Genomic DNA, 16,341 nt, shown 5'->3' on the forward strand with positions numbered 1-16,341 from the left:
ATATGGTTATTGTATAACCCCATACTATTTATCGTAATATTGAAGGGGGAAATGAAGACTAATCCTAAATTTGTATATACATATAGGTTGAAGTGCAGAAAACTCTTGGGATTGGATAAACGTCCAGGCTGCTTTTTCGTCCATGTTTTAGATGAATCTTCATTATCGTACGCAGTGGTTGATTCTGAAAATTGTCCAACAAGCCACCATTCTATAGAAAGTATTTGAATTTCGAAGTGGGGGTGAGGGCAACAAATGGATTGTACTTGGTGGTAAACAGTGTTACTCTAAAAGTCTGTGTTTAACAATACATTTAATATTAGCCACCATTTTAGTTATAAAGAAAGGTAACACTATGATAAAAGTTGATAACTTATCCTTCTCGTTTCCACAAAAAGAACTATATAATAACATTTCATTTACGCTTGAAGAGGCACAACATTGCGCTTTTATCGGAACAAGCGGCAGTGGGAAAAGTACACTGATCGATATCCTGATGGATCCTGAACGATATTTGTTCGAGGGCAAGTTAGAGATAGACCCCGATTGCAGAATTGGGTATGTGAGTCAGTTCTCGCAAGTCGAGAAAACGAAAGAAATGACCGTTTTTGAATATATCGGAGAAGAATTCATCAAGTTACAAGATGAAATCACAGCTATGTATGCGGAGATGGCCACCACGTCGGATATGGATGCGCTGCTTGAAAAGGTTCAATTGGCTTTGGATGCCTTCGAGGCGATGGATGGGGATAATTACGAAAACACCATTAATAAGCAGCTAAACCTGGCCAACCTCATGAAGCTAAAAGACCTTGATGTATCCGAATTAAGCGGCGGGGAATTCAAACTTATTCAAGTAATGAAGGAAATGCTGAATCGTCCAGACTTAATGATCATGGACGAACCCGATGTATTTCTAGACTTTGAAAACCTGAATGCACTTAAAAAATTGATTAATTCCCACAAGGGAATGCTTCTCGTTGTTACGCACAATCGCTATCTTTTGAATCATTGTTTCAATAAAATAATACACCTTGAAAACACGGAGATCCAAGAGTTTGACGGGCGATACATCGACTATAACTTCTCGTTGCTTCAGACGAAGATCGAGCTGCAAGAAATTGCGGTAGCTGAAGCTGAAGAAATTGAGAGGTACGATCATATCATCGACAATCTTAGAGAGATCGCCACGTATAATTCGGAAGCCTCCAGAGGCAGAGCGTTAAAAGCCAGAGTCAAGTTTCAAGAGAGATTGGAAGCGCGTCGAATAAAAGAACCATTTGTTGATATCAAGCAGCCGAATATCCGTTTTGGCATCGAAAAGGAAATGGAAGACCCCGTTGTGGTTAACGTCAATAACTATAGCGTTTCCTTTGACGAATTACTTTTGGAAAATGTGAACTTTGAGATCAAATCGACAGATAAAATAGCCCTGATCGGTCCAAACGGTACCGGGAAAACGACGTTACTCCGCGAAATCTTCCAAAATAATCAGGATTCTATTGAAATAAATGCTGATGCTACAGTGGCTTATTTATCTCAGTTTCAAGGCGAAATGCTCAAGGATTCGAATACCATACTAAACGACTTTATTGATGCTGGGTTTCAAACTTATGATGAGATTAGATTGCATCTTTTGGACTATGGCTTTGAAGGAGAAATCCTTGATCAAAAGATAGAGTCTTTATCTGGTGGAGAAAAAAACATGCTTCAATTGGCTAAAGTTTCTGCCAGTCAAGCCAACGTATTGCTGCTTGATGAACCAACAAGCCATTTAGACATCTATTCACAAATCGCATTGGAGAAAGCTATTGAGGACTACAAAGGTGCGATTCTCATGATTTCTCATGATTTCTATTCTGTTGTAAATGGTATGGATTATGTTTTAATTATTGAGGACAAAACGATTAACAAGATGAGTATACAAGAATTTAGAGAGATGATTTATGCGAGTCATTTTGATGAAAACTATCTAGAAACGGAACAAAAGAAAAAGTCTGTTGAAATGAAAATCGAATTGGCTTTAAAAGATACTAATTTTGAACTTGCCAAAGTTTTGGTTGATGAGCTAGAAGAGCTAATTAAGTTCCTTTAAAGTGAATTAGTCTGAGTTCAACGATGAATATGATATTCCCATTTGAAGTCGCTATTATAGCGGCTTTTTATATTGACGGAATGGACAAGAATATAGGGCGATTACCGATTAGATATGGGGCAGATGTCGTAGTCTCTGAACTTGAATCTTTCAAAAATCCAGTAAGCTTGAAATCTCTGCAGAATTCTATCAAAACTATCTTGGACTGGTTCGTTCACAGGCTGGGCCACCTCATGCTGTAGTCTTCGAAACAAAGCCTATTGCATTTGCTCTTCGTGACCTGTTGCCTGAAACAGAACTCGGTTCAGGTACTCAGCCTGGACTTGGTGTCGCTCTGTGGCTTCATGCCCCCAATACGCAAGAAATCCACAACAAGCTTATTGCAGCAGGCGTAAAGATTACGTCTTCACCAATAGATGGACCATTCGGACGAACTTTTACATTTGCCGACCCAGACGGTTACCTAGTTACCCTTCACAGTAAAGCTTAATACGAAAGTGTATCTGGCTTAACAATAGTGATAACTTTTTCTGTCACAGTGAGCCAAATGTTATTACAACATTAAGACCTTATTACTAAAAGTTGTTTTCTCCCCATACGGTTGACAGGTGAAATGATAAATCCTGTTACTGTGAGGGGAGTTTTTTCATGTTGAAGAATTAACAGCTATGTTGGGTACGAAAGGGGATCTAAAGATATGAGACGGAGGCCTGGGTTCACAGAATCTAATATTTTTACAATCGATACTATAGAGTATTTAATAGGTGATATAGATTATTCCAAATATGGGTTATGATATTCTTAAGTGGAAGATATAATGCTTTGAATTTCTGTGTACAAGAGGTGGAAAAACAACTATGAAAAATAGAAATATAACAGGTATTGCAGTGGCCATAATTTATTGTGTTGTTCTTTATGTTTATTTAACTGATGCCCCTCCTGGTGAAGCTCCAAATAATCCGCTATGGGTATATTCCTTGTTTCCACTTGGAGTTGTTGTAATTACCTCTCTTTTTGATTATGTGATCAAGTTCGATTTCTTCAGAAAAAGAAAAAAGAAGAAGTAGTAGAAAAGAGTAAAAAATGAATGGTGTCGCGGAACAAGAACATTCTTCCATTCAAAGTCGCTATTATAGCGGCTTTTTTGTTTTAAGGAACCAAGTTCATGTCCCAAGATGAGGACATGAATATGTACCATTGTGATTTGTTGTGTCTCTGTATTAGTCCTCGGAGAAGAAGATATATATGTAAAGCATACAAGTCGCGCTTAACAATGAAATAACATTTTACAGGTACAATATTTTAGAGTACATAAAGTCTAGTTATTATGCGGACAGAGGAGAGGTTCGATTGGAATTCACAGTAAGTAGCTCTGAATTATTGGATAGTATTTTCAAAGCTGCACCGTTTTTTGCCCAGCTTTGCCAGAAAGAAGATATTGCGCTAGCTATCGCCGACAAAGAGAAATTGATATTTTATTCGCCAGACCGCAGCAATCCGCTGGATGTAAAACCCGGTTCACTGATCTCGAAAGGTCAAGGTATTGAAATAGCGATGACGACCAGACAGATGGTCATCAAGTCTATAGGGCAGTTCCTAGTCCTGAGACTATTTTCTTTAATTGAACAAGCTCCTATCGCGAATGCGAGAGAACTTGTTCAGATTAAAAGTTTTCTCAATCAAAGGACGGTCGTAACGCAAGTCTATAAAAATCTGCCCAGCCATAAGCGTTTGTCTGCATTCCTATTAAACGTTTATCGTAGTAAGTGGACTGGTTTAGATGGTACAAAAAGAATACAGCCCGTTTATCTCTAAGCCATTGTTCTGTTTCTTGGGTCATTAGAATTCGTTTGTTTGCTTCTGGCTCGTTTTCGATCTTATGCAATCTAATGTTTAGATGCTCATAAACCTCCGGGGATAGGTGCCTACGTACGACGTGACGATCGTCAAACATAAGACGTAAAAAAGAAATAACCGAATTATCATCAACAACAGCGTTAGCTAATACAAGATCGGCAGCATCGATAATCTCTGGACGAATAAACTCTTCGTAATCTCGAACTTCTACGTTAATTTTCACTCCATATATAGCGCATTGCTCGCTAAACCAGCGAGCGTTTCGTTCCAAGGAATCACCCAATATATGATAGGTCAGAATTGATAGTGTTTGTTGTGGATGAACGGGTGGTCCTTCTAGAAAATTTGGTTCTGATTTTAAGTAGCTGGGACCATAATTCAGATAGTCATGCTTTAACATTTGTTCAGAGATGATGCTCCAATCAGGAAAAAAACTATAAGCAGGGCTATAGGTATGATTATTGAGATCTGCATTCATGCGATGTGGATTGGCTACAAGACTAAGCCAATGTCGAAAATCGTCAGATTCTAGAGGTCCTGGCTTGTTTAGTTGAAATGTCATATAAGTGCATCCTGTTTCTATTCTTTCAATGTCAGGAGGTTGATTGTTTCGTGGGTGAAGTTGAAATGGATGAATATAGGGAAGCGTGTCCCCAGCTAATTCCCTTAGCGGCAATGAACGATAACGGGTTTCCGGTAAGATCCACAGTTCAACCCGATCCAGCTGAGCTCGTCCCGAAAAATAAGCAGGAAAGGCTTCAAGAACAATTTGGGAGTCATCGTTTTCTACCACTCGGAACGGGCCACTTCCAATGGGAAGACGTGCAAATTCCCCAGGTGAACGTTTGGCCGAAGAGAGGGGGAGGATTGAAGCACGTGGAGAAGCAAGCAGTTGTGGAAGAAGGTGATAAGGTCGTCTTAGACTAATTTTAACACAGTATGGGCCTATGGCCCTGATTTTATCTATTGGAAGCTCAGTCCATTCTGTTCGCCCAAATTTTGTTGAAGTTAATCGTTCAAGAGTATAGACAACATCCTTCGCATGGAGTTCGGTATTATCATGAAAGAGTATCCCTTTACGTATGTAAAAAGTCCATGTACTCTCAGTATTATCGGTTTCCCAGTAATAAGCCAAATGAGGAAGGATTTCGTTATTGTCATCATTCTTGATAAGAAGCGTATCAAAGAGTTGCCGGGCCATATGCCACTCCGTACGCCGAAGTGTAAAAGCCGGATCTAAATTAGTCATACTTCGATAAAAGGGAAGACGCAGCGTGTCTAATTGATAATGTTCATTCTTATCTACGCGGTAACCATACTGTCCCTCTAGCCACTGTACAAATCTGCCACGTATTACATCGTCCACGTGGTGGTTCTCAAGTAATCGTATTCCATCATGAAACCTTCCTTTAATCGTTGCCTCCTGGGCAAGTGCGAGCACTACTTCCGCTTCCGAAGTTAATATAGTCAGCGTTGAGCGATTACCTCGTCCGCGTCCTGGAGACCATGCAATCCACCCAGCCGTACATAAACGACGGATGATCCACTTTACATTACGTGGTGTGCAGTTCCATACTGTGCCCAACTCCTGTAATGTCGTCTTGTGTGAAATCTGTGCTTCGAGCGTGCTAAACAATTTTTTGAGATTGAAGAAATGTTCAGATAACTGCAGAAGATTCACCTCCAAATAAAAGGGGAAGTTTAAAATTTAAAACTATACTCTTTTTATTTCCCTTATTTTAACTACAATCATAACATACGAACCATAAGTGCAGCTAAATAGGAAGGAGAATGTTATGGAAATGAAGCCATGATCATCATCGGCAAGCTTTAATAAAGGCAAAGGAGTGTATCAGAGAATGGTTCACTGTTCACGAAGAAAGAGGTGGCTGTGTTGACTAACGAAGACTCAGGTCGTATAGGTGCAGTTAAAGATCATTATTTTCTCGCTATTGGTGCGGCCGTTTTGGTCACCTTGCTGTGGTCGACATCCTACATCTTAAATAAGATAGCGTTTCAACATACTATTGGACCTTTTACTTTAGCTGGATTACGATACGCCGTTTCTACAATCACTTTGGTACTCATTAGGTTGATTTTGGTAAATCGAAAAAATATAGCACCAGAAGTGGATCTTCAAAAGAAAAGAGGCCGTATCAAATTACAACCATATTATATCGTTGTTCTTGGAGTAACTGGATATATGATGGCACAGGGACTGCAATACGCGGGGCAAATGCTGGTCACCCCAACACAAACGAGCATGGTACTTTCAGTTGGTAACACTGCGGCTTTAATTATACTAGATGTTTTTTGGCTCAGAGAGTTACGTGGTCGCTCATCTTTTTTAGGCATATTGGTAGCAATGACTGGAGTTGTCGTTTTCTATTTCCCTTGGGATTTTGGGGGAAGCCACTTTAGTGGAATTGTTCTAATACTCGCTTCTTGTGCTGGATATGCTATCCATCTGGCATTAACGAGGCACTTACTTAAAAACGAAAAAGCGAATCTGGGTGATCTAGTTCTCATGCCCATGGCGATTGGTGCCTTTGGGATGTTAATAATCGGACTCATTTTTGAAGGTTTACCAAGCATCTCTTGGCCACTTGTTGGTATCATACTTTGGCTGGGGATTATTAATGGTTCATTTGCATTCTCCTTATGGACTTGGACTCAAAAGCACTTGCGAGCCTATGAAAATAGTCTAATCAACAATTTGATGTTATTGGAGGTAGCTGTATTGGATGTTCTCATCTTACATCGTAATTTATCGGTTATTGAGGTCTTGGGACTACTAATGGTAGGATTGGCTGTAGTATTCGTGCAAATATACTCTCATTTAAAAAGACCTACTCAGTAATTTTCTTAGGTTTTAAACAGTTAAAAAGTTCGAATCTTAAATATATATAAAAACAGGATTGCAAATCTTATGGTTTACCTGATGTTCTGGAGATAAGGGATATAAAACTGCCATCCATTAAGAAAGACGATAGGATGATGCTTAAGGTACGAAATGCTTTGATTAATACATTTAACTATAAGGTTGGTGATCATGTTATTGGAAGTTGTTTCGGATCTCATGCGGAATACGTTTGTCCTCGTCAGAATGTACTAACTTTTATGCCGAAAAATGTAGACATAGACTTTTTAAGTCAACTGATGAAGGATTACAAAATAAAATCTTTTATTGAGAAGTGCTAACCTTTAGAGCAGATCATAGAGGATCATAGACATATGGAAAGCGGACGAACAAAGGGGAAGATTGTACTTAAACTGTAGTTGTGTTTATTCAACTAACAGTATATTAACGCAACGTGCCTACGATGCCTGGACCCGGATTTTCTGGAGATGAGCGGGGAGAATCAGGAGCTCGAGAAGTGGTATTTGTGGGGCGCGGGGAAATTTCGACTTCATGAATGACTACCCCCATTAAATAAGTGTCGAGAGACAAAAAAGGCTCCCATTAAAGTTGCTATTTTAGCGGTACAAGTGATTTACTGAAACTCTGAAGGCTGGTTTATGGTCAAAATTGATCGGAAGTATATCAACTAGAACTATGAACCCACCAATAAACACTTTAGCAAAGAAATGGAGAGGATAGTGAATATGATTTTTGGATCAAAGGGCGAGGAAACGCCGAGATCATAGATTGTGCTGATTTGTTTAGGGAGTTCTTTATTAGCAACATTGCTCCTGTTATTTATTCTAATCGATATTTTGTGATAAAGGTTTTCTTTTTTTATGGCAGGAAAAAGGTAATCTGAGCACGAAATATGTTGATGATTATGCTAAAAAAGTTGCTTTGTGCACAATGATGTACCCAAAGCTGGATGTGCTTGAACAAAGAGAAAGGTGTGCCACTAATCATGAAAGAACCGTCTGAACACCTCATTGCCATGCTGGGTCAGCCTTACGATTCCAGGCGTGTTCAACAAGTATTGCAATCCTTCGGTGTCAAACGTATACCGAAGGCGAGCGGTTATTTTAGTGACGACATTATTTGGTCTGTAAAGTCATCTATCCGCCTTGACGTTTATCGCTCCCCGAAACTTCATGAACTGACTGGACGTGACGATCTGAACACGGATGAATGGATGATCGGGGCCGTCCATTTTCTAGCTCCTGGCTCGGATGACCGAATCCATACCCCGTTTCCAGGACAGCTTCCTGCAGGAATGACAATGAATTCAACGCCAGATGAGTTGATTCGTGAATACGGTCAACCTGCATTGTATGAAGAAGGGGATTGGCTCGGGGGCACCGGTCCGTTTCTGGCATGGCGCGAATCCGGTATCAATGTCGCCATTGAGTATGAAACGAACGAGGACGGCAGTGCAATGACTTGTTATACTGCCTGTTTAGTTGGATGCATCGGCGCTTGGCGAAAGGATTACCCGGAGGTTTTTGTTCCCTGAAGACATCAAAAAAAGAAGCAGCGACGCTGGACTGCACCCCATGGTATGACAGAGACCAACCATGGGGGTGCAGTCCATGCACTCTTGTCTAACTACAACTGATTAATTTGAAGTTCGGAATAAAAGGAGTATTCCCGGATTCAGTTAATTCAAAGTGGAAACTATATTATAATGACCTGTTTCGCGATATTGAGATTATTGGCTAATGCTCATGGGAAACGTCAACCTGAAAAGTCCGTTACCCTGAACAATTAATCAATACCTGTCTGGATATGTTTAATAGTCAACAATTGCCTTTGTCGGAGCTGGAGTTTACCTTCAATCAACTGGACTGGCTGTATACTTTCATCAGTGCTAAGGAGCAAACAGAGCATCGAGGGGATGAGGCAGCGGCGATGATTAACCAGGTCTCCGAACAATTTATTCAGTTCATTTTGTGTAAATCCGCTGAGGAAGAACCTTATGGAGATTTGCATAGTTTATGCGGTGCTGTATGTGCCTTGGCACTTGTTCAATCCGTGCTTCCCGAACAGGTAATCAGTGACCGAATCTTGAATAAAGTACTGGACCGTAGGCCCTTTATTTAAGGGTAATACAGAAATTCTGACGAAATTGAGATAGGACAGGTATCAGTTGATGCCTGTCTTTTTGTTTTTTGCTCCCGAGAGGAAGCCGGTGATAGATGCAAAGGGTACCTTAATGCCATCATTCCATTAATCTGGCAGCATGTTGTTCCCGATATTGCTGGTCCTGCGTAGCTGGCAATGTCATAGCTCGGTCGATTTTCCGTATTCATGAACAAGAGCGAATAATAATTAAGATTTTCAATGTATTTCAAAATTCCAATAATTGTAATCTTGTGGTGAGGAGCGTGAATCATTTTGTACCACATGCATTCTCACCGAAAAAAGAATCCTGATCCAGATTTCTACCTCATTCTCGAACGTTGTACGGTTTAAAATACAAATTGCCGGTCGTATGATTTTCTAGTTGCAGGGTAAGATAACAACCATATGATGGTTTTGATTACTTTAATAAAGGAGAAGACCATGGTTGAAAAACACGACCCTCAAATGAAAAATCATCAAATGTCTACATGGCTTGATGATTTAAAACAGAAATTAAACCATATGGATGATGCCGAAATCATTGAGCACAGAATAGGTACCGGTGCTTCAGTCCATCTTTTATTTATAAAAACGTTAATTGATCAAGAGCGTTTAAACGAGGCGATTCTTCAGCCACTTCAGCGATCTGCTGGCCATTCGGTTTCATCATGCATAATCAATTCCAAAGTTTCTGAAGTTATATCGATTGAAGATGCTGGGCAAAAAATAATGCAAGGATTTATTCTTCTATACGATTCAGTCAACGATCAATGGCTAGGCGTACAATTGGAAAATCCTCTTGGTCGGGCAGTTGAACCTTCCCAAACGGAAACTGTTATATATGGAGCGAAAGACAGCTTCAGCGAACAAATCGATAAAAACATTACAATGTTGCGCAGGCGTTTGCCTATAACGACATTAAAAACGGAAAGCTTCACTATCGGATCACTAAGTAAAACGAAGGTTGTGTTAATGTACATAGACGGAATAATTAATCCGGAATTTGTTTCCCTTGCAAGAGAGAAAATTGAAAGTGTGGATTTCGATCAGTTTTTAGACTCCGCACAGCTTGCAGCTTTTATTGAAGATCATAACCATACAGTCTTTCCGCAGTTTCTACAAACGGATCGGCCGGATGCCTGTGCGTACGCCTTAGGTGAGGGTAAGCTGACTCTATTAGTCTCCAATTCACCGTTTGCCTTAATTTGTCCCATTACATTATTTCATCTATTTCAATCGCCAGAAGACTACTTCCTTCGTTGGCCGGTAGCCAGTTTTTTACGTTTAATGAGGTATGGAAGTTTTATTATTTCTTTGACGATGATTCCTTTTTATGTTGCGTTAACGACATTTCATTACCAAATGGTTCCACTACCGATTCTCTTCGTATTATTGGAATCGAGAAGCAAATTGCCCTTTACTCCGTTTGTGGAAGGAATTTTCATGATCGTAACGCTGGAAATCATCAAAGAAGCAAGTTTGCGAATGCCGACCAAAACCAGTCAAACTTTAGGGGTTATTGGTGGTATTGTCATTGGACAAGCAGCTGTAGAAGCAGGCTTTGCAAGTAAAGTATTAATTGTTTTGATGGGTATATCCGCTATTGCTTTCTTTTTAGTTCCCAATTATCAAATGACAAAATCCATGGTTCTGTTGCAAGTGCTTCTTCTTATCCTTGCATCGTTTCTTGGGTTGCCGGGAATCGTGATCGGGCTGATCGGGATTCTTGCACATATCCATGCATTAACGTCATTAGGTCAACCTTATTTAGCGCCGCTTTCTCCTTTTTATGGAAAGGATTGGATTGACCTCTTTATTCGCGGACCTTTGATTTGGATGAAAACGCGTCCGAATAATCTAAAACCACTACAGAAATGGCGACAGGAGAAGATGAAGAAATGAAGACTTTATCCTTATTCAATCAAACTTTCACCCTTGGCGGCATCCATTTCCTTTTATTGGTCAATCGCACGCAAATGCATTACTTTATTTTAATCATGCCGGTTTATTTGGTTCATTCGTATATGGTTTGGGGAATTGTCGCCTTGGGGTTACTGTCCCAACTTAATTTGATGATGCTGTGCAAATGGTTTACTTCCAGTTATGCAAAGAGAGGCTATCAAGGAATTGTACAGCTTTTTGGGAAACGGACAGTTCAAGTTTTCGCAATATTTGGTTTTTTGATCATATTGTTAAAAATCTCAATCATAACACTGGGTTACGTTGAAATGCTCCATAATTTTATTTATCCATCAATGAATAAAAAGTGGCTGATCTTTTTTATTCTTTCGATCAGCTTATTTGTGGCTTCACATGGAATGGAGAAAACATTGCGGTTTGTCGTCATCGCCTTTTTTTGTGGGGCTTGGATCTTAATCATGTTTATACCTTTTTTCTTTCCGCCGATTGCAAATTACCGCGATTTATATCCTCTAATACCCACCGAATGGTCTGGACAATCATGGCAGGGTTTGTTGTTTATTTGGTCGGCATTTTCCGGTCCAGTATATTTGGTCTTTATGGTTCCATGGTTAAGCTCCAATCAAAAAATATCGAAATATCTTGTCATTGGAAACATGCTGACGATTATCGAATATTCATTATTATTCATTGCTACGGTATTGTTTTACGGTTCGAACTTCTTAAACAAGATCAATTTTCCGGTAGTATATATGGGAAGATACATTCAAACGAGCGGTTTAGAACGAATCGATTACATACTTATCTCTTTCCATATGTTTAATTATGTATTTGACATTTCAATTCTTCTGTTGTGTTTTTATGGAGCAGGAAGAGTCTTTATGAAAAAAATGAATGCACGCACAACTCGGATCGGATTATTGTCGAGTTGGTTCGTCATTTTGATAAGTATCATCATAATGGATCAATGGTTATGGCAAACGGTTCCGGGTCAAAAGATGTTACTGAACATTCAAATTTGGCTCGGCGCAATCATTTATTTACTTGTTCCTACGATCCTTTTCACTGTGGTTAAACGAAAGGAGAGTATGTAGGCATGATACCATACAAGCATTATGGTTTATTGGCGATTGTAAGCCTTATGTGGATAGTCGGTTGCTCTTCTCCATATGTCGAGAACAATATGATCGAAGAGATCGCTCCGGTAGTTTTCTGGTCGATTGACAAGGGGACGGAAGGAAAGTTTAAAATCAGCACTTTAGTACCACCACTCATCAAAGAAAAAAAACGATTTCTCTCCAAGGAAGTTGATCTGTTAAAGCAGGGAGGCAAGGAGTTTAATTTAATTTATTATCGAGAATTGAAGCAGGGACAGCTGCGAATGTTATTAATCAATGAGGAACTGGCAAAAGAAGGTGGCATTGAAAAGCTGATCAATACGATATTGGTTGATCCCGATATTTCAATGCGTGTCTATTTATTGATTGTCAGAGGCGATTTTGATGAATACATAAAAAATCAATTGACGAAGCAAGAAAACCAAGATTATTTTCTTTATCGGATGTTAAAGCATTACGAGGAGCATAACCAAGGTGAAATGAGCATTGTCAATATTCATCAATTTATGAAGATGTTATATTCCCCTCTTAAGGATCCGATCGTGCCGGTTTTTCATGCGGATAAGAACAATTTCAATTACGTAGGAACGGCCTTCTTCCGAAATGATAAAGAAGTAATGGTCACTCAAGACGTAAGCGATGAAATTTTTCAACTTCTGGATAACGATCATTTCTTGAAAGTTTTGGCCATTCCAAAGTTATCTATCAGTTTAGGACGTGTTCGATCCAATATTCGCATGAAACTATCGAGTGACTATTCATCCTTGTCTTTACATGTAGGATTGAAAGGAAGAATTGAGGAATACCAGGGAGAAAAGAATATTCAAAGCGAGGAACCATTGGAACATTTAATTCATGAGATTGAGGTATACCTTGAGGAACAAACGTCAGAATTATTAAAAAGTATGCAACGGTTGAAAGTGGATCCCTTAGAGGTCGGAACACATTCACTTAAGCCGTTTTCTAAAGAACTAACGGAAGAGCAATGGTTGAAATATTGGGGAAATATGAAAATTAATGTTGACTTCGACATCAAAATACAGCCTTTAATTAATGTTGAACGGCTGTCGTGATTCAAAACAAGACAATCATTCCGAGCCGCTTGATATAAGCGGTTTTTGTTTGCAAAAAAATGGATGACTCTTGTGTAAATACGCTAGATACAGGGTTATCTACTGCTACGAAGGGACTGAGCCAGCCGAAGTGGGAGCTAGCATGCTCTTTGCTGATACTTTTTATTGATACTTCGATGAATTATAGAGTCCAAACACTGATTTATACGTCATGTGAGAATAAAGAGATTTTAATCGAAACAAAATAACACATTCGTCCATATGATATTAAAAATTAATAAAATCACTTTTTCCCATATAAGATGTAACTCTAAATAACATTAAAACCTCAATGCTCTGGTTCACTTTCGGATAAGCCAATTCACGATCCACTTGGAGAATGCGACAAACAGCAGCTGATCAGAAAATCAGCTGCTGTTTTCATTAAACGAACGGGCAGGATATCAGGGAAATAAGTGGAATTTTACATGATATGTTTTAAGCATTCACGAATGGATCGATTAGTTGGTCGTCAAAATTTACGATTGAAATAATTAAGAAGCTACTTAAATTATAAATGAAAGAAGGGATAGAAGATGATACGAGAAATCAAGTATACTATCAATTATCTCGATCGCCCTTGCAGAAGCAATTTACTGAAGAGATTCTTACCGAAGCAACAAAGCGATATGACATTAATAATGACACTGTTCGTTTATTAGGGGGTATGAAAGCTTTGTTTATGAATACCAGAAAAACAATGCATTTTTCATCTTAAAAATCTCACATACAATTAGAAGATCAAGAAATAATATACGGGGTGAAATTGAATTTTTAAATTTTTTGTCCAATAAAGGACTGGCAGTTTCAAATGCTGTTCCATCGACCAGGGGTAATATGGCCGAAGAAATTGCTGCAGAAAATGGTTCGTTCCTAGCCATTTCATACGAAATGGCTCTTGGGAAAGAAGTGTCGGATGCAGATTGGAATGAATCGCCTTACGAAAAATGGGGCGAATTTCTGGGGAAAATCCATCATGCCACTAAGGGTTATAAATGGAGCAATCCGGCGTTTAAACGACAGACCTGGGACCAAGAAGTTCAATTAAAGGCGGAGAAAAACCTGCGACCTGATGATGTAATGATTTCAATTCTAAAAGAAAGATTAACAAGCTTAATTCTCTGCCCAAGTCCAAAGATACATACGGTTTGACTCACACTGATTTTCATCAAAGTAATTTTTATCTGCATAACGGAGACATTTATTTGTTCGATTTTGATGATTGCGGTTATACGTATTTCGTAAACGATATTGGGATTACATTGTATTATGCACTTTCTTATCCGTTTAAGGAATTTGAAAATAAAACGGAATATTATAAATTGTTTTTCCGCCATTTTATGAAAGGATATCTGAAGGAAAATACAATGTGTCAAATTTAAATGAAGAATCAATGAACTGGTTAAAAGAGCTTCAACGAGTAGCCGCTTCTGATGACCCTATGCTGCCGATTGATTTTGTTCAAGAATTAAAAAAACATTTATAATAGTATTTATTAACCTGGGAGCATCACATTTCACTAACGGGAAACGATAGTTCAAAATGACCTGTAGAGGAAATTAAGAATGTATCCGAGATAGACCAGCTATACTTGAAGAAATTCCGAATAAGAGGTAAGTATGATGAACACATTAAAATGGTTTCAGAACTGGTATCTTGAAAACTGTAATGGTGATTGGGAGCATTCATACGGTGTGAAAATTGATACTGTGGATAATCCCGGTTGGTCTGTCGAAATCGACTTGACAGATACTTATTTAGAAGACGTACCGTTTGAGTCAATTGAAGAAGAGAGAAATGAAGAAGATTGGTTCTATTGTATTGTGAGAGATGGAGTGTTTCACGGTGCAGGGGGAGCAACAAATTTAGAAGAGATACTAGATTCCTTTAAAACTTGGGTTTTGAGTTTGGAAAGAAGTTAATTATGCAGTAACCGAAGATGAGACATTGAAAGGTCCTTGGAGATAGTGAAGGGAGACACAAGGTGTATAGTTACAACGAATTCACCGAAGATTTAAATCTCGGACATGAAATAGAATTTATCTTGAATGATACTCATTTCTTAATCAGTTATAATGTAAGTGGTTGTTACTGTATTAAGGAAAATGAAGAAGCACAAGTTATGTACGAATCAGTTGAACAACTATTAAATCAAGTTAAGATTAATGGTAAAACATTAAAAAGTTTATGGGGAAATATCATTGTGAGTGACGTGTTTTGACTGAAATTAATCAAAAGGCCATTTCATGTAAACAAATAAAACAATCTTGATTTTTAAACCCCTGTTGATATTATCTTAGAATCAACGGGGGTTTTTATTGCATGCTTAAATCAGCGCAAATGCGCAGAAACTATGGGATAAGGGCAATTCAATAGGTAAACACCAAAAATCACGCCAGTGGGAGTCATATAAGGAGAGGATCAAAATGTATCTAAAAGAATTTGATTTAGATATACCATATATTGTTGATGATGAAAATATTGAATCTATAATAAAAAAACAAAAATGTGAGTACCACGAAGCAACAAAATTAGATTATGAGTTGAATTGGAAATGGAAGAGACGTTCATTCAGATTGGAAACTCGCTGTATTACAGCGATGTATGAACGTTTATTTGGGAAGTACAAAACGAAAGATTGTTGGAAAGTCCTAATAGAATGTGTAGAAAACATTTCGGACGAAAGGATTGTTAACGATTCAGGTGTGTGTTCGGTGCCAATCCAATGTAGTTTGAATGACTTCGATGCAAAAAGTGAGTTGGAGAAAAAAAGACTACGCTTCGACTGCTAATGGATGGGATAGAAAAACTTGCTCTAAGTAACAATTGGGACATTAAACCATTTCAAGATATCGCTTTGCAAATAGAGCAGTTAGGTTATGTTAATGAATGGACTTGGAAGAAAAACATCAAGAGCCCTAATAAGAAGTACTATGCTGAAGTCATATGCCATCATAATGTAGAAAGCATGGATATATTTATATCTATTTTACAACGAGATGGTACTCAAGTACTTTTAGAGAAGGTCATTTCAGAGCAACCAGATGAATTCGCTTATGCTAGACATTTAGGCGACCTTAAATGGGTATCTGATTTTGAAGTTGCTTTGATTAATAAAAAAGGCACTGGAAAGTTTTTGGCAACCCTAGAGCATTAATTATTTTGTCATTAGAAAGAGAGGTGTCGCGGGACAAGAACTTATTCCTATTGAAGTAA

Annotated in this window: 15 protein-coding genes; 14 read left to right on the forward strand and 1 reads right to left on the reverse strand. The window is 38.5% G+C overall.

Translation table 11 applies throughout. From position 1 onward, the window contains the following. Positions 1-355 precede the first annotated feature (355 nt). From HW560_RS20810 to HW560_RS20820, 3 genes are all read left to right on the forward strand, one after another. Positions 356-2,095, forward strand: a complete 1,740-nt coding sequence (locus HW560_RS20810) for an ABC-F family ATP-binding cassette domain-containing protein (protein ID WP_179264555.1) — start codon at positions 356-358, stop codon at positions 2,093-2,095. A 145-nt stretch (positions 2,096-2,240) separates the two neighbouring features. Continuing rightward, the gene (locus HW560_RS20815) at positions 2,241-2,585 is read left to right on the forward strand and encodes a VOC family protein (RefSeq protein ID WP_090898955.1); all 345 of its coding nucleotides are present in this window, start codon (positions 2,241-2,243) and stop codon (positions 2,583-2,585) included. A 367-nt stretch (positions 2,586-2,952) separates the two neighbouring features. Continuing rightward, positions 2,953-3,162, forward strand: coding sequence for a hypothetical protein (locus tag HW560_RS20820; protein WP_090898951.1), 210 nt, complete (start codon positions 2,953-2,955; stop codon positions 3,160-3,162). A 608-nt stretch (positions 3,163-3,770) separates the two neighbouring features. Here HW560_RS20820 and HW560_RS20825 read toward each other — a convergent pair. Beyond that, positions 3,771-5,633 (reverse strand): ABC transporter substrate-binding protein, encoded by a 1,863-nt coding sequence (locus HW560_RS20825; RefSeq protein WP_177185730.1) that lies wholly within the window; start codon positions 5,631-5,633, stop codon positions 3,771-3,773. Between the two features lie 213 nt (positions 5,634-5,846). Here HW560_RS20825 and HW560_RS20830 point away from each other — a divergent pair, with 213 nt between their 5' ends. From HW560_RS20830 to HW560_RS20880, 11 genes are all read left to right on the forward strand, one after another. Next, the gene (locus HW560_RS20830; RefSeq protein WP_257031391.1) at positions 5,847-6,812 is read left to right on the forward strand and encodes a DMT family transporter; all 966 of its coding nucleotides are present in this window, start codon (positions 5,847-5,849) and stop codon (positions 6,810-6,812) included. A 1,006-nt stretch (positions 6,813-7,818) separates the two neighbouring features. Continuing rightward, complete coding sequence (locus HW560_RS20835) at positions 7,819-8,367, forward strand: hypothetical protein (RefSeq protein WP_090898942.1); 549 nt, start codon at positions 7,819-7,821, stop codon at positions 8,365-8,367. Between the two features lie 272 nt (positions 8,368-8,639). Beyond that, the gene (locus HW560_RS20840) at positions 8,640-8,954 is read left to right on the forward strand and encodes a hypothetical protein (RefSeq protein ID WP_179264557.1); all 315 of its coding nucleotides are present in this window, start codon (positions 8,640-8,642) and stop codon (positions 8,952-8,954) included. Between the two features lie 462 nt (positions 8,955-9,416). Beyond that, entirely contained in the window at positions 9,417-10,877 is a 1,461-nt protein-coding gene (locus HW560_RS20845) for a spore germination protein (protein WP_090898936.1), read from the forward strand. After that, the gene (locus HW560_RS20850; protein ID WP_090898934.1) at positions 10,874-11,989 is read left to right on the forward strand and encodes a GerAB/ArcD/ProY family transporter; all 1,116 of its coding nucleotides are present in this window, start codon (positions 10,874-10,876) and stop codon (positions 11,987-11,989) included. The genes HW560_RS20845 and HW560_RS20850 overlap by 4 nt, the downstream gene beginning before the upstream one ends. A 2-nt stretch (positions 11,990-11,991) precedes the next feature. Beyond that, positions 11,992-13,086, forward strand: coding sequence for a Ger(x)C family spore germination protein (locus HW560_RS20855; protein WP_090898931.1), 1,095 nt, complete (start codon positions 11,992-11,994; stop codon positions 13,084-13,086). A gap of 759 nt (positions 13,087-13,845) precedes the next feature. Continuing rightward, positions 13,846-14,277, forward strand: coding sequence for an aminoglycoside phosphotransferase/kinase family protein (locus HW560_RS20860; protein WP_257032040.1), 432 nt, complete (start codon positions 13,846-13,848; stop codon positions 14,275-14,277). Beyond that, positions 14,274-14,507, forward strand: a complete 234-nt coding sequence (locus HW560_RS34455) for a phosphotransferase (protein WP_177185729.1) — start codon at positions 14,274-14,276, stop codon at positions 14,505-14,507. Before HW560_RS20860 ends, HW560_RS34455 begins: the two co-directional genes overlap by 4 nt. Positions 14,508-14,744: 237 nt before the next feature. After that, entirely contained in the window at positions 14,745-15,047 is a 303-nt protein-coding gene (locus HW560_RS20870; RefSeq protein ID WP_256222085.1) for an immunity 53 family protein, read from the forward strand. 504 nt (positions 15,048-15,551) lie between these two features. Continuing rightward, positions 15,552-15,917 carry a hypothetical protein gene (locus tag HW560_RS20875; RefSeq protein WP_179264559.1) on the forward strand — a complete coding sequence of 122 codons (366 nt, stop codon included), beginning with the start codon at positions 15,552-15,554 and terminating at the stop codon, positions 15,915-15,917. Next, positions 15,917-16,282 carry a hypothetical protein gene (locus tag HW560_RS20880; RefSeq protein WP_179264561.1) on the forward strand — a complete coding sequence of 122 codons (366 nt, stop codon included), beginning with the start codon at positions 15,917-15,919 and terminating at the stop codon, positions 16,280-16,282. Before HW560_RS20875 ends, HW560_RS20880 begins: the two co-directional genes overlap by 1 nt. Positions 16,283-16,341: the final 59 nt, after the last annotated feature.

The sequence above is a fragment of the Paenibacillus sp. E222 genome (genome assembly GCF_013401555.1).
Classification (GTDB): Bacteria; Bacillota; Bacilli; order Paenibacillales; family Paenibacillaceae; genus Paenibacillus.